The organism is Marinobacter sp. DY40_1A1 (assembly GCF_016597815.1).
GTDB classification, from domain to species: domain Bacteria; phylum Pseudomonadota; class Gammaproteobacteria; order Pseudomonadales; family Oleiphilaceae; genus Marinobacter; species Marinobacter xiaoshiensis.
Map to the genome: position 1 here is coordinate 172,568 of NZ_VCHA01000004.1, position 19,678 is coordinate 192,245.

Sequence of the window (19,678 nt, forward strand, 5' to 3'; positions counted from 1 at the left end):
ACAAACACCTAGCAAAATCTCCATGTCCGCTGCGAAGTTGGAGAACGCTGATATAGCCTTTCGGCCCAAGCTCCACCGCGGCAGCCGGCGGCTTCTGCTATAGTTTTGCCCAAACGTTATCAAATTCCATCCGGGAGACAGCATGCAGGCTGAACTGATCGACATCCGTAACCACCTCATCCAGCATGCGCCATTTGATGAAATGCCTGAGGAACTGGTTAACGAGCTTACTGCCAACATTGAGATCAGTTATGTGCGGGCGGGAACCCAGATAACGGAAACCGGGCAAACCAGCACCCGTATGTATTATGTGCGCAGCGGCGCAGTGGAAATCTTCCGCCGCTCGGGCGAGCTCTATAACCGCATAGGTGAGGGCGAAATTTTTGGCCAGTTTGGTTTGTTGATGCGTGGCCAGGTGAGATTTCCTGCCCGGGCACTGGAAGATAGCCTGCTCTATCGCGTTCCTGCCGAAACGTTTCACCACTTGTTTGAAAACGACGAAAACTTTGCAGACTTTGTGGAGATTGAAGACCGCAGCCGTTTGCGCTCGGCCGTGTCCCGCCGGGAAAAGTCCAACGCTCTGATGACCTCCCGCGTTAACCGGCTTATTTCCAGGGAAACCGTCTCTGCACCCACCACTGTGCGGCTCCAGGAAGCTGCGCGAATCATGACCGATCAGGGCGTGTCGGCTCTGTTGCTGATGGACGAAGAGTGCGGTGCCACCTGCGACAGTGAGCGTCTGGTGGGCATTATCACCGACCGGGATCTGCGCACCCGGGCGGTCACTGAAGCACTTCCTTCCGAAACACCGGTCAGCGACATCATGACCACTGGCCTGATAACCATTCGGGCCAGCAGCTATGTGTTTGAAGCCATGCTCACCATGCTGCATAACAATGTGCACCATCTGCCAGTCATAGACGGAGATGAAGTTCGGGGCGTGATCGCTCTTGCGGACATCGTGAGGTACGAAAGCCAAAGCAGCCTGTATCTGGTGAGCAATATTTTCCACCAGCAGGATGTGAAAGCCCTGAAAAAAATCAGCCGGGATGTACGCGACAGCTTTGTGCGCATGGTGAATGAAGATGCCAACTCCCACATGATTGGCAGTGCCATGGCAGGCATTGGTCGCAGCTTCACGCAACGACTGCTGGAACTGGGGGAAGAAAAACTTGGGCCGCCACCGGTTCCATACTGCTTCATGGCGCTGGGTTCCATGGCCCGGGACGAGCAACTGGTGGTGACAGACCAGGACAACGCCATGATCCTGGACAACAGTTTTGTGCCGGAAGAACACGACGAGTACTTTCTCGCACTGGCAAAATTTGTGTCCGATGGGCTGGCTGAGTGCGGCTACACCTACTGCACCGGCGACATAATGGCGACCAACCCGAAATGGCGCCAGCCATTAAGGGTGTGGCGCGACTACTTTACCGACTGGATAGAAAACCCCAAGGCGCAGGCCCTTCTGAACAGCAATATCTTTTTTGATCTGGATGGCATACACGGCCGCACAGAATATGCCGAAGAACTAAAAGCGCTGGTCGCGGAAAAGGCCAGCAAAAGCCAGCTATTCCTGACACTTATGGCGCGTAACGCTCTGAACCGAACGCCGCCACTTGGCTTTTTCCGCACCTTTGTACTTGAGGAAGACGGAAAGCATCAGAAAACCTTCAACCTTAAACGCCGGGGTACCGCACCGCTGTCTGACCTGATCCGTATTCACGCACTGGCTTCCGGTTCGCGGGCCCAGAACTCTTTCGAGAGACTGAAAAGCATCGGTAAAACCAAACTGATTATGGAAGACGATCTGAGCAACTTGCGGGATGCACTGGAGTTCATTTCTATTGTGCGTATTCGCCACCAGGCGCTGGCGCTTGAGGCAGGGGAAGAGCCAGACAACAACGTGCGGCCGGAAGACTTGTCGCCATTCGAACGCAGCCATCTCAAGGATGCGTTTCAGGTTGTGAGCAACGCCCAGAAGTTTCTGCGGTTCCGCTATAACTCGCAGGCCACCCGGCATGTCTGAAAACCAACCTGTGCCAGATGCCGTTAAATCCCTGCCATGGCCCGAGCAATACCGGGCTCTATCGGAAAGTGCCAAAGCGCCCGTGCTGAAGGCATTCTATGAAGCCGGCTGCGTTTCTGAGGACACGCCCATCTCCGAGGTTCCCATGGTAGCGCTGGACTTTGAGACAACAGGCCTGGATTCAGAAGCTCACTCAATCGTCAGTATCGGGCTGGTGCCATTTACACTGGATGCCATTCTGCTTAACCAGGCAAAACACTGGATTGTCCGCCCAAGACTGCCACTGCACCAGACATCAGTGACTTTCCATGGCATCACCCACGCTGATATCAGCGATGCGCCAGATCTGTCAGAAATACTTGAGGAGGTATTTGCCAGCCTGAACGGCCGTATTCCGGTCGTACACTTCAGGCATATCGAGCGGCCTTTCCTGAACGTGGCCTTACAGTACCGCCTTGATGAAGGAATTCGTTTTCCTCTTATCGACACAATGGCCATAGAGGCGCATCTGCACCCAGACCGACAACCTTCTTTCTTTAAACGTCTGGTGGGGGAAAAACCAACATCTATACGTCTTGGAGATAGCAGAAAGCGTTACGGGCTACCTCACTATGCCGCCCATAACGCTCTGGTGGATGCCATTGCCACTGCGGAATTGCTGCAAGCTCAGATACAACATCACTTCAGCCTGGAAACACCTATTGGCAATTTATGGCTGTAAACCGATCAAAGAGCTTTCGGTACTATTACTGCGCCTTCACTTCAGCAATCCAGTCGCCATAGCCTGCCGCGGCCATTTCCTCCAGCGGAATAAACTTCATCGCTGCTGAGTTCATGCAGTAGCGCAAGCCGGTAGGTGCAGGGCCATCATTGAACACATGCCCAAGATGCGAGTCGGCAAACCGGCTGCGAATCTCGGTACGTTTCATGAAGAACCCGTTGTCTTCCTTTTCCACAACCGCGTCCGAGCTCAGTGGGCGGGTAAAGCTCGGCCAACCGGTTCCGGACTTGTATTTGTCCCGGGAAGAAAACAACGGCTCACCTGAGACCACATCCACGTATATTCCGGGCTGCTTGTTATCCCAGTAGGGGTTGCTGAACGCACGCTCGGTACCGTCATTCTGGGTTATTTCATACTGCGTGCTGGTCAGCAATTGCTTCAGCGTTTCGGCATCCGGCTTCACAAAGGTCGCCGGATCAAAGCCTTTATTCTCACCCGAGCGACTCATTGCCTTGTCGTCCGGCTTGAACTGGCTGAAGTCCAGTTCATAGTCATCGCCATACACGCTCTCAATAAACTGATAACGGCCCGAGTTGTAGGTGTAGAACTTATAGCGCACAGGATTCGTTTTGTAATAATCCTGGTGGTACTTCTCAGCATCGTAAAACGTATCGAATGGCGTAATTTCAATGACCACCGGCTTTTCATAAATACCGGAGGCCTGCAGTGCCTTTTTAGCCGCTTCTGCCAGCTTCTTCTGTTGGGCATTATGGTAGAAAATCGCCGGGCGATACTGTTGCCCACGGTCCACAAACTGGCCGTTGGCATCTGTCGGGTCCATTATCCGCCAAAGGCCTTGCAGCAAACCTTCGTAGGTTATTTCATTCGGATCGTAGTAAACCTGCACCGCTTCTGTGTGCCCGGTGCTACCCGAGGCGACCTGTTGATAGGTCGGGTTAGGCTCAGTTCCACCTGCGTAGCCTGAGACAGCCTCTACTACGCCGGGGATCTTTTCATAACCCGCCTCAACGCACCAAAAACAGCCACCGGCAAAGGTAGCGACCTTCAAATCGGGGTTTGACGGCGCATATTCACTAGTCCTGGCTGTGTTTTCCTCAGCCGTGGCAGCGGCGGCATAGTAGATACCGGGTGCGGCTATAAACAGTGCAGTGACTATTGCGAGCATTTTGCGGCTCATAACAACTCTCCTGGGTTCACTATTGAGAGATACGTTGAAAAACGCTCACGAACTTATACGAACCTGTAGCGCTGTGGATTCTTTTGCGTGCTCCATTATGGAGCGACTCTTGCGCTAAAAGTTCACGGTTTTATTAAAACCACATCTGCCTCTGGCCTTAGCAACCCCCTTTACGCGAGGCCGTCGCCAAGATAAAAGCTATGGTCTAATCTGAAGCTCGAACTCAGGTTGTATATCCATCGAATAAGAAAGGTGGAATCATGCAATTTAACGTTATGAATAAGGAGCGTTCTATGTTCAGGGGTCACACCATCCGTCAGTGTATGCTGACACTGCTACTATCGATACTGGCATTCTCTGCACAGGCAGAGAAGCTGACTGACTCAACAATTCGTGCGTTTATTGCTTCCATGCAGGACGCTCAAATATTGGAGGATCAATATAAAGGCACTGAGGGCTGGCCAGACGCCGACGACGAAGACATGGGCTCAATGCCTGACCTGTCACGGCTTTTTTCTGAAGGCGTGAAAAAAATGAAAGGCGGCCCCGCCTATGACAAGTACGAAAGCCTGGTTAAAAAGCACGGCTTCAAAAACCTTCCATCCTGGGCATCTGTTGGTGACCGGGTTTTCGCCGCAATGATGGCGGTTGAAATGAAAAGTGCTGACGCCACCTCGGAAATGGCCGAAGTTATGGCAGAAATGGAAAGCGATCCGAACCTGTCACCTGAAATAAAAGCACAAATGCAGGCAATGATGGGTGCCGCCATTAACATGACAAAAACCGCAGACAATGTACCTGCTGCCGACATTGAAGCCATCAGGCCTCATCTGAAAGCATTGAAGGCCGTATTGAACGACGACGAAGACTGAGCCATATCCACAAAAAAAGCCCGGAAAGCACTACTGCCTTCCGGGCTTTTTTATTTCCGGTGCAATTACACCAGCAAGTTGTATGCAAACACGATCACAACCGCCACCGGCGTAACAAAACGCAAGAAGTTCAGCCACAGTGCAAAGGTGCCGTCGCTCATTCCCAGATCTGCTTTCAGTGACTCTTTAGCTACAAACCAGCCTACAAAAATCGCCGTCAGCAAGCCCGACAGCGGCAGCAGGATGTTGGCTGTAAAGAAGTCCAGCAGGTCAAAAATCGTTTTGCCTTCAAAGCGTGCGAACATATCAAGGGGCGCAACATCTGCCCAAACGTTCAGCGACAAGACCGAGGCAATACCCAGAAGCCAGCACAGCACGCCCACAAAAATGGCACTGCCGGTGCGCTCCATGTTGGTGTTCTCTTCTACCCATTCAACAACTGGCTCCAGCAGAGAAATTCCCGAGGTCCAGGCTGCAAATAGCAGCAGCACGAAGAACAGGGTGCCGAACAGATCGCCCATGGGCATGCTGCCAAATGCCAGCGGCAAGGTCTGGAATATCAGGCCCGGGCCGGCACCGGCTTCGAGGCCATTGGCAAACACAATCGGGAAAATGGCCAGGCCGGCAAGCAGTGCCACGGCAGTATCCATCAGCCCGATGGTTACCGCGGTGCGCCCGACAGCCACATCGCGCCCGAGGTACGAGCCGTATGCCATCATGATGGCCATGCCCAGGCTGAGCGTGAAGAACGCATGGCCCAAAGCAATCAGCACACCGTTTACTGTCAGAGCTTTAAAGTCAGGGGTGAACAGGAAGCTGACGGCTTCACCGAAGTGCCCTGTGGTAGTCGCGTAGCCAACCGTTATCAGTAACAGTATGAAAAGCGCCGGCATGAGTATGCTGACCGCCCTCTCCAGCCCGTTTTTAAGGCCTTGAGACACCACCAGGATAACCAGTGCCATAAACACCGTATGCCAGGCTAACAACTGCTTGGGGCTCGCCAGCAGATCACCGAAAAGCTTACCAATCGACTCTGCGTTGCCTCCGTTAAAATCACCCATTGCGGCATGGCCAATATAGGATGCGGCCCAACCACCAATAACAGAATAAAAGGACAAAATTACAAAGGCGGCGATCATGCCGATAACGGCTGAGATTCGCCACGCAGGTGAGCTCAGGTTGCGCTCGGCAACCAACCGCATACTGCCTATCGGGTTATGGCGGCCGCTGCGGCCTATGTAGATCTCAGCCATCATGATGGGCACGCCGATAATGGCGATGCACAACAGGTAAACAAGCACAAATGCACCGCCCCCGTTCTCACCTACGATGTAAGGAAACTTCCACACGTTTCCAAGACCAACCGCGGAACCGGTTGCGGCAAGAATAAAGGCAAAGCGAGAAGACCATAGGCCGCGGGATACGCCGGAATCGTTAGTTGAAGCCGGGTTAGACTGAGACATGTTTAGTTCCTGTGCTTTTGGCTGAGGACTCGGATTTGAAAAAATTGTGGGAATTTTGCCAGCAGTAGCCGTGGGATACCAGAGCCAGCAACAGATTGGCCCCGGATTCCCTGCAGGAACACCTAATCGCCTTTGTGGAGAAAACGCGAAACCAGATCTTTCAGCCCATGGGACATATTGCTCAGGCTATCACTGCTTTGTTTGGCGGAACTGGCCTCTTCTTCGCTGTGGTCTGCCAGCTCGGCAATGTTGATAATCTGACGATTAATTTCCTCAGACACCTGATTTTGCTCCTCAAACGCTGCCGACATGCTGATAAAACTGCCAGAAATGTTTCTTATGGATGTAACAATATCCCGCAGCGAGTTCTCAGCTTCGCTCACTTTTTCCAGGCCTTGGCCGGCAACCGCCTCACCATCCTGAGTAGCCTGGACTGCAGCGCCTACCTGCAAGCGAAAATCATCTATTACATCCTGAATGCGTACGGTGGACTCACGCGTGCGCCGGGCCAGCGACCTGACCTCATCCGCAACAACCGCAAAACCACGACCCTGCTCTCCGGCACGGGCTGCCTCAATGGCCGCATTCAGGGCCAACAGGTTAGTTTGATCCGCAATGTCTGAAATCAGGCTGGTGGCCTCACCTATGCTTTTGGTGGATTCCCCAAGCCTGCTGATGGCCTGACCAATCCCGTTTACACTGGTCACCAGCTGCTGAATGGCCACAAGTGCTTCCGAGCTGCGCTCACTGCCTATCACCGCTAGGCGATCTGCTTCTTCCGCCTCGTTGGCATTGCTCAACATGGAGCTTGTGACTTCCTGAATGGACGCCGTCATTTCTGTGATAGCAGAGGCTACCTGATCTGTTTCAGCACGCTGGCGCCCAATGGCCAGGGCCCCATCACTTATATACCCATGGGAGGCCCGGGCTTGCTCGAAAAGCAGCTCTGCCTGATCTTCAATTCTTGCAAGAGCAGTACGCACTCGGGCTTCTTCACTAATCAGCAACATGGCCAACTGGGAGAAAGTTCCAGCCTCACCGCTGTAGGTACGAGCGACGACAGGGTCATGGAATGCATCCGGGCGAAGCTCCAACAGCTTTCTAAGCCGGCCTGTAAGGCCTTTCTGGAACAGGAGTGCAGCCAAAAGATGGCCCGTTACAATCAGCCCAACTGCTAACCAGGTTTTCTCAAACCCGAGAGCAACAACGCTCAGTGCCAGCGATAAAATGAGTGGCCAGGCTGTTTTCAGTGTGGATTGGACTCGGCTCAACTTGTGCCGGATGGGCTTGCCGGCAACGATTCGTGGGTAGAGCTTCTCAGCCCTTGCTACGTCTTCACGAGCCGGCTCTACCCGCACCGACTCATAGCCCCTCACCTGGCCGTTCTCCCGGATTGGGGTCACATAGGCACTCACCCAATAGAAATCACCGTTCTTTGTACGGTTTTTAACCAGGCCCATCCAGGCCTTGCCCGCTTTGAGGTATCTCCACATGTCGCCAAATACGGCCTGCGGCATATCGGGGTGGCGAATAATGTTGTGAGCCTGGCCAATCAGCTCAGCCTCGGAAAAACCACTTATCTCCGCAAACTCTTCGTTGCAGTAGGTGATAACGCCTTTGAGATCAGTGGTAGTAATAAGCCGGGCGCCCTTGCGCATCTTTACTTCACGCTGGGTTACGGGGAGGTTCTTGCGCATGTTCTGGTCTGTTACTCATTGCGGGCGGGAATGGGAAGTGCCACACAATATAGATCTGCTCAACTTATTGATATTCATCAAACGTAAAGCTGAGTAACAGGATTTTTCAGTCCGCCCCATTTCTGAGGCGGCATCTAACTGGTTATGCGGCCCCGGCCAGGCGCGCACGGGGGTGCAATCGAGCGTTCACCCAGAGTGAAAATGCGATAATGGCGCCGCCCAAAGCGAGTTTTGTCAGATCGGCATCACGGTTCCAGATCACAAGGTTTACCACCAACCCGGCAGGCACCAGCACGTTATTCATGATGGCCAGTGTGCCTGCATCCACTTTGCAGGCGCCACGGTTCCACAGGAACAGGCCGGCCCCGGAAGCCGCCAGGCCCAACCACGTTAAAACGCCCAATTGCAGGGCCGTTGAAGGCAAACGCTCGGCGTTGCCAAATATCATGAACGACGGCAGGGCAATAATCAGCGCACCTATAAAGAAGTAACCGAAAGTGCGATAAGCCGGAATATCCAGTGGATAGCGCTGCATCACGTGCTTGTAGCCCACCTGACCCGCCGCAAATGTGAAGTTGGCAACCTGCAGCAGCAGAAAGCCCGTAATGAAGTCTTCACTCAACCCGTCATAACGAATAATGCCCGCACCAAATGTTGCTATGGCTGCAGCAACCAACGCCACGGGAGAAAATCGCCGGAATAGTGCATCGTCAATCAGGGTGACATAGAGCGGCGTAAATATGGTGAACAGAAGAACTTCCGGCACGGTCAGGTAACTGAATGAGCGGTAAAGGCACAGGTAGGTGATACCAAACTGCAACATGCCTGTAACCAGAACACCTAGCCGGAGCCCCCCGGGAACACCACGCCAGCGGGTAAAGGGCAAAAAGATGAGCGTGGCCAGTAATACGCGACTGAGCACAGCAAAATCGCTGTCGACCTGACCGGCCAGAAACTCACCAATCAAGCTGAAGGAAAAAGCCCAGAGAACCGTTACGAAAACCAGGAGCCCCATATTGACTGACACTCGTATGAAATGGACGTGTACTTTAACGGGTTTTAAAGTGAGTTTCAGTGTCTTTGCGCGACAATTCCCTATAACCCGTACCCTCGCGATCCGGTAGGATATTTGGCCCGCAATTCAGCCGCTAACGCCTAACTACAACAGCCCTTCGGATCAGCACACTATGGATGAAGCCGACCAGCCACTACCGGAAGTTCGCAAATCGCTTGCCTCGCGAACACTGACCGAATGGAAAACCCTGGCTATGCTCGGCGGGCCTATTCTGATTGCCCAGTTAGCCCAGATGGCCAACGGCGTTATCGACACGGTGATGGCGGGCCATGCCAGCGCAGAAGACCTGGCGGGCGTAGGAATAGGAAGCAGCCTCTGGGCACCGTTATTCCTGTTCTTCATGGGTATGCTCGGGGCACTGCAACCCATCATTTCGGGTTACAACGGAGCACGTACTCCGGAAAAAATAATGCCGGCCACATGGCAAGGCCTCTACATTGCGGGGGTAGGGGCTATCATTATGATCCTGCTGCTCACCAATGTTCACCCGGTCCTGCAAGGGCTGAACCTGGAAGCCAATACTGCGCGCATTACCCAGGGCTACCTGGATGCGTTTGTATGGGGAATTCCAGCACTCCTGTTGATGGCCGCGCTTCGGGGCCTGACAGATGGCCTTGGCCACACTCGCGTAATCATGGCGTTTTCGCTGCTGAGTACACTGATCAACCTGCCCCTGAATTATATTTTTATCTACGGAAAACTCGGGCTACCCGCCATGGGCGGCATTGGCTGCGGCTGGGCGACCTCGATTTCCAATGGCGTTGCTGCGATTGCACTGCTGGTGTACCTGAGCCGCAGCAAGATTTTCAAAAAGTTTCATCTGATTGCAGACTGGGCCAAGCCAAACGCCGCCCTGATTCGCTATGTTTTGAGTATTGGCATACCCATCGGATTCACCATTTTTGTAGAAGTCAGCATGTTTTCGGTAATCGCGCTGTTTCTTGCGCCGTTGGGGCCTGTAGTCGTAGCGGGCCACCAGGTTGCTCTAAACGTTGTCTCCTTGTTGTTCATGCTGCCACTGAGCATTGGCATGGCCCTGACACTGCGGGTCAGTTTTCTGATCGGCGCTGGCGCACCGGATACAGCCCGGCTGATTTCCCGCAGCTCTCTGATTCTGGCCGCCACAACGGCTCTGGTGTTTGCCACCCTGTTATTTACATTTTCACAGGGCGTTTCAGCGCTCTACACCAGTGATGCAGAGGTTCAGGCGGTGACGGTAAGGCTGTTAATGTTCGCGGCTATTTTTCAGGTGGCAGACGTGATTCAGGTTACCTGCATCAGCGCTCTGAGGGGGTATAAGGATACGGGCATCCCCATGGTGATCATGCTGTTCTCATTCTGGGGGGTGGGCTTGCCGGTAGGTTATATTCTCACTTTCACGGGCCTGCTAGTGCCGGCCATGGGTGCTGCTGGTTTCTGGGTAGGGCTGACGGGAGGTCTGGCGTGCGCCAGCCTGCTGCTGGGCTGGCGGCTGTTCCGCTATCGCCCCGCAACCAGCTTGCCGCTAGGTGGCTAGTTCCGGCGTAGTTCCGGGCATGGTATCGGAAAACACTACCCGATCCCGTCCTGCCTGTTTCGCCTCGTAGAGGGCCCCATCGGCCCGCTCCAGCCAACTGCCCACACTCTCGCCGTGCTTGAGCAGTGCAACTCCAACCGACACGGTGATTGGGCCGCCCGGGTGCGTCATCTTTTTCCGCAAGATGTGCTGGACGTTATTCATGACTGCAACCAGCCCTGCACCATCAACGCCCGGCAGCAACAACACGAACTCTTCGCCGCCATAGCGGAAAAGCTCATCTGACTTGCGTGTGCTGTGTCGTATCAGCGTCACCAGATCAATGAGAACCTCATCGCCCACTCCGTGGCCGTACTCATCGTTCACCTTCTTGAAATGGTCTATGTCCAGCATAACCAGTGCATAGGGAATGCCGGTGCGCTCTGCATGGGCCGCTGCCAGATTAAGCTCCTCATCCATGGAACGTCGGTTTTTAACACCGGTCAGGGGGTCAATAGTCGCTAATTGTTCCAGGCGCTCACGCTGGCTGTTCGTGCGCAATGCAAAAGCATAAGCGGTCGCGCTAACCACCATGGCCGTTGCCGTGAAGGTCCACTTCTGAATATCGTCCTGGAACACATCACCCTGAAGCACCAAGGCACCGATTGATGTGAGATTGAGAAGTGTTGCAACCCGCGGGTTCACCAGGAAAAAGGTTGTGACAAGGCAAGGATAAAGCCAAAACAGCCCCACCTCGCCAACCACCACAGCTACAACGACGGCTCCCGAGCAGGCAATAATGGCAAGAACCATCCCGGAGCGCCGCGTATCGCCGGTGATCCACGCATAGGCCATACCTCCGAAGATGGTCAGCACAAGAGTGGTATCTATAGCTCCGGCAACAAGATCTCCCTGCAAAAAACGCATGATCGCGAATGGGGTAATGCCCAGGAGAGAGGTAGCTCCCAGAATAGTAATAATCGACAGACGAAAATCGGCTCTTAAGCGCTTCAACATGCTTGGTATATTCCGGTCAGGCAGAGCTTGCTCCCCAAGCATAATTCAGTACGGCCCGATAAGCTCCAGATGCTACGCTTTGTAACAAAACGCCTTAAAAGCGTCATATAAAGCTACAGATATAAATTCCACATACCCTCCCTCTGTCTATCGGGAAGGCTGTGTTTAGCGGCTGGGTTTTATCAGTCGTCGTCGCGGGTGCCCTTCGAAAGTTCCAGCCCACACCCAATGCGGGCAAGCTCAGCGAGAACCGCTGCGCGCGTCACAATCCCAATGAGCTTTCCATGCTCCACAACAGGGTAAACTTTCGGCTTACCAGAGCCAAGTTTCTGGGCGAGGTCAACAATCGCCATGTTTGGTGAAATCGCCAAAGGCTCACGGAACATAACATCGTCCACAATCGGGTCACCTTCACAGTGATAGTTACTGACCAGCAAGGCATGGATGCAATCCTGTTCTGAAACGAACCCCAGTATACGCCGCTCCGCATCCACCACTGGCAGCCCGGTTATATGATTTTCAAGCAGTGACTTGACCACCTGTGTCAGCGGCGTTCCGCAACGGATGGGCTCAATATGATTGGACATGACATTGGAGACTTTAAGCGCACACATGGTTAACTCCTTACGGTTTTGATAGCCCAGCAGCAGTAACTGGTTCCTGACCCGATACTCTACTGTAAACATAGACAATTGGCGCCTAATCCTCCATTTTCCACTCTCTGAGTTTACAGATGCCAATATGTGACTAAACTCAACCAGTTATACTCCTTGCGGTTTAAATCACAACATCAAGCCATGGCACAAAAAGGGGAACCCCATGGAAGCCTTTGAAAACATTGTTGGTTCAATTAACGGGCTGGTCTGGGGACCACCCATGTTGATACTGATTCTTGGCGTTGGATTGTTCTTGAGCCTCGGCCTGAAACTCATGCCAGTGCTGAAGATTGGTACCGGCCTCAGGTTAATGTGGTCAGGACGCAGCTCCAAAGACGCAGAATCCGAGGGTGAAATCCCCCCGTTCCAGGCACTGATGACCGCCCTTGCTGCAACCGTCGGAACCGGCAATATCGCCGGCGTAGCAACCGCCATTTTCCTTGGCGGGCCGGGTGCTCTTTTCTGGATGTGGCTCACCGCCCTCGTGGGTATGGCCACCAAATACTCTGAAGCCGTGCTTGCGGTACGCTTTCGTGAAGTGGATGAACGTGGCGTCCACGTTGGCGGCCCCATGTATTACATCCGCAATGGTCTTGGTAAAAAGTGGGCCTGGCTGGGTGTACTCTTTGCGATTTTTGCTGCTATTGCCGGCTTTGGCATTGGCAACACAGTACAAGCCAACTCGGTTGCCGACGTTATGGAGGCCACCTTCGGCCTGCCACACTGGATCTCAGGCGTTATTCTGATGGTACTTGTGGGTCTGGTGCTGATTGGCGGTATCCGCCGCATTGGCCAGGTCGCCAGCGCCCTGGTTCCCCTGATGGCACTTTCCTATCTGGTTGCAGGCCTGGTTGTTCTTGGCATTAATTTCTCGGAAATCCCAAACGCATTTGCCCTGATCTTCGAGCATGCCTTCAGCCCCATTGCAGCAGAAGGTGGCTTTGCCGGAGCAGCCGTGTGGGCCGCAATACGTTTTGGTGTCGCCCGCGGTGTCTTTTCCAACGAAGCCGGCCTGGGTTCTGCGCCAATTGCTCATGCGGCAGCGCAAACCAAAAATCCGATTAACCAAGGCATGGTGGCCATGCTGGGCACCTTTATCGATACCATTATCATTTGCACTATCACCGGGCTGGTTATCATTACTTCTGGTACCTGGACATCTGGCGAATCCGGCGCTGAACTCACCTCCATGGCCTTCGCGCAGGCGCTTCCGGGCATTGGTGATTATGTAGTCGCTCTTGCTCTGGCAATCTTTGCATTTACCACCTTGCTTGGCTGGTCATTCTATGGAGAGCGCAGCGTTGAGTTTCTGTTCGGGGTGAAGGCTATCGTGCCTTACCGTATTGCCTGGATCCTTGCCATTCCTCTTGGTGCAACCGTAAATCTGGGTCTGGTATGGCTGGTGGCAGACACACTGAATGCCATGATGGCACTGCCAAACCTGATCGCCCTGTTGTTACTCAGCCCGGTTGTATTCAAATTGACGAAAGAGCACTTTGAACGAAAAACGGCTGCAGGGTTCTAACACAGTAATAGCTCAACAGGCATCCGGTGCGGGATGAGGTGAATCAAGTGACCCTTGCAAACAGGTCATCCCGCACCAATGATACTCGTATACACTTACTAGATAGTTCCGGTGGGCAGATGCCCGCTGGAAGCTCGAATAAAGCCACTAACAAGTGACACCGAAGGAGAGCAAATATGAGCTTACGTTTAGGCGATACTGCGCCGGATTTCGAACAGGATTCCAGTGAAGGCAAGATTTCTTTCCACAGCTGGCTAGGTGACAGCTGGGGTGTGCTGTTTTCTCACCCGGCAGACTTTACGCCAGTGTGCACCACAGAACTTGGCCTGACTGCGAAACTTAAAGACGAGTTTGCACAGCGCAACGTCAAAGCCATCGCGCTGAGCGTTGACCCCGTTGATTCCCACCATGAGTGGATCAAAGACATCAACGAAACCCAGGGCTGCGCGGTGAACTTCCCGATTATTGCAGACCATGACGGTAAAGTTGCCGAGCTGTACGACATGATTCACCCCAATGCCGACAGCACGCTTACCGTACGTTCGCTGTTCGTGATTGATCCGAACAAAAAAGTTCGTCTGATCATCACTTATCCAGCGAGCACCGGCCGTAACTTCAACGAAGTTCTGCGGGTAATTGATTCTCTGCAACTGACCGACGACCACAAAGTTGCCACCCCGGGTAACTGGGAGCGCGGCGGAGACGTGGTGATTGTGCCATCGCTTCAGGATGAAGATGAGATTGCGAGGCGCTTCCCCAAGGGCTACAAGAAGGTGAAGTCCTACCTGCGGATGACGCCAGACCCCTCAGCTAACTGGGGTGGCGAGTAATCACCAGCGCCAGTGTCTGAATGCAAAAAGCCGGGCAGTTTTCACTGCCCGGCTTTTTTTGTACTGCTTTTTCAGGTTGTGTTCTGGCTTCGATCAGAATGCCGGAACAACGGCACCTTCATACTTTTCTTTGATGAACTCGCGAACCGCATCAGATTTCAATGCATTCGCAAGCTTCTGCATGGCATCGCTGTCTTTGTTGTCAGGACGCGCAACCAGAATGTTCACATACGGCGACTCGGAACCTTCAATAATCAGCGCATCTTCAGACGGGTTCAGGCCCGCTTCCAGCGCGTAGTTGGTGTTGATCAGTGCAACATCCACCTGGCCAAGGATTCGAGGCAAGGTTGCCGCTTCAAGTTCTTTGAAGTCGAGTTTTTTCGGGTTATCGGCAATATCACGCGGGGTTGCAGTGATCTTGCTGCCGTCTTTCAGAGTGATCAGCCCGGCTTTCTGCAGCAATAGCAGTGCGCGGCCACCGTTGGTGGGATCATTTGGAATGGCAACAGTTGCGCCATTTTTCAGCTCATCCAGAGACTTGATCTTGTTCGAATAAGCGCCAAACGGCTCAACGTGAATACCGGCAACCGTCACCAGGCTGGTGCCACGGCCGTCATTGAACTCATCAAGGTACGGCTGGTGCTGGAAGAAGTTGGCATCCATGCGCTTCTGGTCTACTTGTACGTTTGGCTGGATATAGTCGGTGAATACTTTCACATCCAGTTCCACGCCCTGTTCTGCCAGCTGTGGCTTCACAAATTCCAGCAGTTCGGCATGGGGTACAGGGGTTGCTGCTACAGACAGCTTCTCAGCGGAGACCGCAGCGGAAAAAACAGATGCGGCAGCCAGTGCCACCAGGGCTTTCTTAAAGCTCATCATTCACTCTCCTGTTAAATTGAATAACTACTTACGACTGAAATACAGAACCAGACGGTCGCCGGCCATCTGCAGCACTTGTACGAAGATGACCAGAAGCGCGACAGTGATGACCATTACGTCTGTCTGGAAGCGCTGGTAACCAAACCGAATGGCCAGATCACCCAGGCCGCCACCACCAATAACGCCAGACATGGCCGCGTAGGACACGAGCGTGATCGCAGTAACAGTGATGCCGGCGATGATGCCCGGAAGTGCTTCAGGCAGCAAGGCACCAAAAATGATCTGTCGCACGTTGGCACCCATGGCCTGTGTGGCCTCAATGATGCCACGGTCCACTTCACGCAATGAGGTTTCCACCAGTCTTGCAAAGAAGGGCGCACCACCGGCAACCAGAGGCGGAATCGCGCCGGCCACACCCAATGAGGTGCCAATCAACATCACGGTGAAGGGAATCATCACTATCAGCAAAATAATGAATGGCACAGAGCGAAGCACGTTCACTACAAAGGACAATACGCCGTATGCCAATGGCTGCTCCAGTAGCTGTCGCTTACTGGTTAAAAACAGCAATACACCAATGGGCAGGCCAGCCAGCACACTGAACAGCAGCGACATGCCTACCATTACCAGTGTATCCCAGCTTGCTATACCAATTTCTGGCCAATCCACGTTACTTAGTAAGGCTTCCATCAGCGCAGCACCTCCACGTGTACATCGGCTGCTTCCAGTGCGGTCATGGCCGCCTCCAGGTCGCCACCGATAAGCGAAAGCGTTAGCTGGCCGTAGGGCGTGTCTTTTATGTGATCGATGCGGCCAGAAAGTATGCTGAAATCAACACCCGACGCACGTGCCACGCTGCCCAGCAGAGGCTGGTAGGTGGATTCGCCCTTGAAGGTCAGCCGCAAAATACGGCCATTGGCCTTTTGCAGGTCTTCCTGCATTTCCTGGCTATCGATGCTTTCGCTTTCAAATACGAAGTCCCGGGTGGTGGGGTGTTTCGGGTGCAGGAAAACCTCACTCACAGGGCCCATTTCCACCACGCGACCACCGTCCATTACTGCAACCCGGTCACATACTCTGCGCACAACATCCATTTCGTGGGTAATCAGCACGATGGTCAGGCCAAGCTCTTTATTGATCTCGGAAAGCAAACGCAGCACCGACTGGGTCGTTTGGGGGTCCAGTGCGCTGGTGGCTTCGTCACATAACAGGATGGTTGGTCGGCATGCCAATGCCCGGGCTATACCCACTCGCTGTTTCTGACCGCCCGACAGCTGAGAAGGATATTTGGTGGCGTGATCAGCCAGGCCAACACGATCCAGCAATTCCTGCACCCGATCGCGAATTTCCGTTTTGGAATATATACCCGCCAACTTCATGGGGAAGGCGATGTTGTCCGAAACGGTTTTTGAGGAAAGCAGGTTGAAGTGCTGGAAAATCATCCCGACTTTACGGCGGAACGCACGCAATTCGGCAGCGCTGTAGCGGGTGATATTCTCATCATCAATCAGAATTTCACCACCTGTTGGCGGCTCAAGAAGATTGATCAGGCGCACCAACGTGGATTTTCCCGCCCCGGAATGCCCGACAATCCCGAAAACCTCGCCATTTTCAATGGTCATATCGGTTGGGTGCAGCGCGGGGATCGCCCGGCCGTCCACCTGATACGACTTCTGTACCTGGTCAAATACAATCACGATCAGCGCCTTGTGAGTGCAAGAATAAAGCCGACGATTATAGCCTATTCACCCTCCAAACCCGAACCCACAAATCGCTACAAGAACTCGTACCGTTGAGCAACGCGCAGAATCAGCCCGTGGCTGGCAATCCAGGCGGGGTTGAAATAGGTGTCGATATAGCGATGGCCACCGTCACACAGAAGTGTGACGACTGAACCTTTCTCACCAGCTTTTTGCATCTCGCTGACCAGGCTCAGCGTGGCAATCAGATTAGTACCCGTAGACCCTCCGCAACGCCGCCCCAGGTGCCGTTCGAGATAGCGCAACGCAGCGAAACTGGCGGCGTCAGGCACGCGCACCATGCGATCGATAACCGCGGGATTGAAAGAGGGCTCCACCCTTGGGCGGCCTATACCCTCGATACGTGAGCCGCACTGGCCAGTGATATCCGATCGGCCGCTGGCGAAAGCCTCATAAAACACCGAGTTTTCAGGGTCGGCTACGCACAGTTCACAGCCTTGAGCGATGTGGCCGCCGTAGCGGATATAACGCCCGATAGTTGAGGAGTTGCCGCCAGTGCCGGCGCTGACCACAATCCAGCGAGGAACAGGATGTGGTTCCCGTTGCAACTGCTGGAAAATGCTCTCAGCAATATTGTTGGGGTATACGGATTTAATGGTTGATGGGGCACCTTCACCCCATCAATCTGATACCACCCTCAGATGGTTGATAGATCGACTCCGTAGTTGAGTTCCTCTGCGAAGTCCGGCAGTCCGTAACCGATGGTTTTCTTGTAGAAAGGAGAGACCTTCGCAGTCGGTGCCTTCTTCTTGTGCTTCGTGGTGTAGAGCATTCGTGTCCGCATCACCTCGAAGGAGTAACCGCGCCCTTCACGGTTCTTGTCCTTGGCCAGTCGGTTGATGGACTCCGTGTAAGCGTTGGTGACGGGCATGTCCGTCTCGAAGTAGGTCATGGTCTCTTCGCGCCAGTTTCCCACTGCCCTGACCAGATCGCTCCAGACTTCCTTTTGGCCCTTCGGGATGGTGGCTATCCACTCGTCTAGGGCGGCTTCTGCCTGGAGCCGTGTGGTGGCGTCCCAGATGCCGTAGAAGCGCTCCTTGTGCTCGTAGGCGGCCAGCAGTTGCGGGAACGCGCCTGTCCAGGTCTCCATGATGAGGCGCTCCCGGTCTGAGACTTCGTGAGCGCGTTTCAGCAGGATTTTCCGGTCTCCTTTGAGAGTCCGGCTCTGGGACGGTTTCAGCTCCTTTCTGAGGCCCTTGCGCACTCTCTCTAGGGCATCGTTGGCCATGCGCACCACATGGAACTTATCGACCACGATACGGGCCTGGGGCAGCACAGCCTTGACCGCTGCCCGGTAGGGGTTCCACATGTCCATGCTGACGATCTCGACCTTCTGCCGGTCTTTCAGCTTCATCAGGTAGTTGGTCACCACGTCCTGGCGGCGGGTGGCCAGCAGGTCGAGCAGGGTTCGCTCCTCAATGTTGGTCAGAATGCAGCGGTAGCGCTTGTTCAGGTATAGCTCGTCAATGCCCAGGATGCGGGGCGTCTCGAAGCGGTGCCAGCGCCCCAGGAACTCGGCGCGGGCGTTGAAGATGTCGCGCACCGTCTTCTCGTCCAGGCCGGTCTGTGCCGCCACAAAGGTGTAGGGGTGGTTGAAGGATTCCTTCTCCACGTACTCATGCAGCCGCAGTGTCATACGGAATCCGTCCACTATCTCCGGTAGCTGGGGCCTGAATGTTGTCTTGCAGGCCCGGCAGGTGTATCGGCGGCGGACCACCCAGAGAGTTACCCGCTTGCCGTGGATGGGCAGATCACGATAGGGAACGTCACGCTTGCCGAACCGTACGAACTCACCCTGCACGCCGCATTCCTCGCAGGCGATGGGATCGGGCACGTCCACCTGGAAGTGCATTTCGTCGTCGGTTGATTTGCAGCCCAGTACTTGGTATTGCGGCAGGTGAAGGATGTTGTCGGGAAGTTCGGTCATGGTGTTGTATAGGCGTAGGTGTCAGTCAGATCCATCCGGCTCGGCATTGGTGTTTGCTTTTTTACCCAACAAGCTGCTGGAAACGAAAAGTAAGGCACCGAGGACAATTGCAATATCAGCCAGGTTGAAGGCCGGCCAATGCCAGTCTCGCCAATAGAAATCAAAGGAATCCACAACATAGCCGCGAAAGACCCGGTCAATCAGGTTGCCCATGGCGCCACCGAGGATAAGACTGTAAGCGATGGCTTCTCCTTTATGACGATTTTCAAGGATCAGCTTGATCAGAAAAATCGAGACCACTACCGCGATTCCGATAAAAAAGTAGCGCTGCCAGCCTCCACCATTCGCAAAAAGACTGAATGCGGCACCGGTGTTCCATAGGTGCACCCAGTTAAAGAACGGGGTCACCGAAACATACTCGCCATAGGCCATTGATTGCTGCACCAGCCACTTTACAGCCTGATCAGACGCTGCCAGCAGGCCCGATATGGACAATAGGGCATACGGCGAGAGCTTTTTGCCAATAATGAGCAT

Annotated in this window: 17 protein-coding genes and 1 pseudogene; 6 read left to right on the forward strand and 12 right to left on the reverse strand. The window is 53.9% G+C overall.

Annotated features, from left to right (window positions below):
- The first annotated feature begins 142 nt into the window (after positions 1-142).
- Both FFI61_RS11670 and FFI61_RS11675 read left to right on the forward strand, forming a co-directional pair.
- A complete protein-coding gene (locus FFI61_RS11670) occupies positions 143-2,029 on the forward strand; it encodes a putative nucleotidyltransferase substrate binding domain-containing protein (RefSeq protein WP_200370586.1) in 1,887 nt (628 codons plus the stop codon).
- Entirely contained in the window at positions 2,022-2,750 is a 729-nt protein-coding gene (locus FFI61_RS11675; protein WP_200201440.1) for a 3'-5' exonuclease, read from the forward strand. Before FFI61_RS11670 ends, FFI61_RS11675 begins: the two co-directional genes overlap by 8 nt.
- Positions 2,751-2,775: 25 nt before the next feature.
- On the opposite strand, the gene msrB is transcribed toward FFI61_RS11675, so the two are convergent.
- Positions 2,776-3,948, reverse strand: coding sequence for a peptide-methionine (R)-S-oxide reductase MsrB (msrB, locus tag FFI61_RS11680; protein WP_200370590.1), 1,173 nt, complete (start codon positions 3,946-3,948; stop codon positions 2,776-2,778).
- 293 nt (positions 3,949-4,241) lie between these two features.
- Here msrB and FFI61_RS11685 point away from each other — a divergent pair, with 293 nt between their 5' ends.
- The gene (locus FFI61_RS11685; protein WP_200370592.1) at positions 4,242-4,820 is read left to right on the forward strand and encodes a hypothetical protein; all 579 of its coding nucleotides are present in this window, start codon (positions 4,242-4,244) and stop codon (positions 4,818-4,820) included.
- A gap of 65 nt (positions 4,821-4,885) precedes the next feature.
- Here FFI61_RS11685 and FFI61_RS11690 read toward each other — a convergent pair whose 3' ends face one another.
- From FFI61_RS11690 to FFI61_RS11700, 3 genes are all read right to left on the reverse strand, one after another.
- Entirely contained in the window at positions 4,886-6,283 is a 1,398-nt protein-coding gene (locus FFI61_RS11690; RefSeq protein ID WP_200370593.1) for a sodium-dependent transporter, read from the reverse strand.
- A 122-nt stretch (positions 6,284-6,405) separates the two neighbouring features.
- A complete protein-coding gene (locus tag FFI61_RS11695) occupies positions 6,406-7,980 on the reverse strand; it encodes a PAS domain-containing methyl-accepting chemotaxis protein (protein ID WP_200370596.1) in 1,575 nt (524 codons plus the stop codon).
- Positions 7,981-8,122: 142 nt separating this feature from the next.
- Positions 8,123-8,995 carry a carboxylate/amino acid/amine transporter gene (locus FFI61_RS11700; RefSeq protein ID WP_200370598.1) on the reverse strand — a complete coding sequence of 291 codons (873 nt, stop codon included), beginning with the start codon at positions 8,993-8,995 and terminating at the stop codon, positions 8,123-8,125.
- A gap of 172 nt (positions 8,996-9,167) precedes the next feature.
- Between FFI61_RS11700 and FFI61_RS11705 the strand changes: the two genes are divergently transcribed.
- Positions 9,168-10,571, forward strand: coding sequence for an MATE family efflux transporter (locus FFI61_RS11705; RefSeq protein ID WP_200370600.1), 1,404 nt, complete (start codon positions 9,168-9,170; stop codon positions 10,569-10,571).
- Here the strand turns inward: FFI61_RS11705 and FFI61_RS11710 are convergent.
- Together FFI61_RS11710 and FFI61_RS11715 are read right to left on the reverse strand one after the other, a co-directional pair.
- Positions 10,560-11,567 (reverse strand): GGDEF domain-containing protein, encoded by a 1,008-nt coding sequence (locus FFI61_RS11710; protein ID WP_200370602.1) that lies wholly within the window; start codon positions 11,565-11,567, stop codon positions 10,560-10,562. The genes FFI61_RS11705 and FFI61_RS11710 overlap by 12 nt on opposite strands.
- Positions 11,568-11,749: 182 nt before the next feature.
- Complete coding sequence (locus tag FFI61_RS11715; protein ID WP_200201681.1) at positions 11,750-12,181, reverse strand: CBS domain-containing protein; 432 nt, start codon at positions 12,179-12,181, stop codon at positions 11,750-11,752.
- 205 nt (positions 12,182-12,386) lie between these two features.
- Here FFI61_RS11715 and FFI61_RS11720 point away from each other — a divergent pair, with 205 nt between their 5' ends.
- Positions 12,387-13,748: an alanine/glycine:cation symporter family protein gene (locus FFI61_RS11720; RefSeq protein WP_200201447.1), complete on the forward strand. Its 1,362-nt coding sequence runs from the start codon at positions 12,387-12,389 to the stop codon at positions 13,746-13,748.
- A 176-nt stretch (positions 13,749-13,924) separates the two neighbouring features.
- On the forward strand, positions 13,925-14,578 hold the full coding sequence (locus FFI61_RS11725; protein ID WP_200201448.1) for a peroxiredoxin: 654 nt from the start codon (positions 13,925-13,927) through the stop codon (positions 14,576-14,578).
- Between the two features lie 93 nt (positions 14,579-14,671).
- Here the strand turns inward: FFI61_RS11725 and FFI61_RS11730 are convergent, their stop codons facing one another.
- The 6 genes and pseudogenes from FFI61_RS11730 to lspA all read right to left on the reverse strand — a co-directional run bounded on the left by FFI61_RS11730 (position 14,672) and on the right by lspA (position 19,678).
- Positions 14,672-15,454 (reverse strand): MetQ/NlpA family ABC transporter substrate-binding protein, encoded by a 783-nt coding sequence (locus FFI61_RS11730; RefSeq protein ID WP_200201682.1) that lies wholly within the window; start codon positions 15,452-15,454, stop codon positions 14,672-14,674.
- 27 nt (positions 15,455-15,481) lie between these two features.
- Positions 15,482-16,147, reverse strand: a complete 666-nt coding sequence (locus tag FFI61_RS11735; protein WP_200201449.1) for a methionine ABC transporter permease — start codon at positions 16,145-16,147, stop codon at positions 15,482-15,484.
- Positions 16,147-17,154, reverse strand: coding sequence for a methionine ABC transporter ATP-binding protein (locus tag FFI61_RS11740; protein WP_200370604.1), 1,008 nt, complete (start codon positions 17,152-17,154; stop codon positions 16,147-16,149). The genes FFI61_RS11735 and FFI61_RS11740 overlap by 1 nt, the downstream gene beginning before the upstream one ends.
- A 77-nt stretch (positions 17,155-17,231) precedes the next feature.
- Positions 17,232-17,795: pseudogene (locus FFI61_RS11745) on the reverse strand (pyridoxal-phosphate dependent enzyme); the annotation flags it as partial.
- Between the two features lie 59 nt (positions 17,796-17,854).
- Positions 17,855-19,144: an ISL3-like element ISPpu12 family transposase gene (locus FFI61_RS11750; protein ID WP_200370606.1), complete on the reverse strand. Its 1,290-nt coding sequence runs from the start codon at positions 19,142-19,144 to the stop codon at positions 17,855-17,857.
- Positions 19,145-19,165: 21 nt separating this feature from the next.
- Positions 19,166-19,678 (reverse strand): signal peptidase II, encoded by a 513-nt coding sequence (gene lspA / locus FFI61_RS11755; protein WP_004863699.1) that lies wholly within the window; start codon positions 19,676-19,678, stop codon positions 19,166-19,168.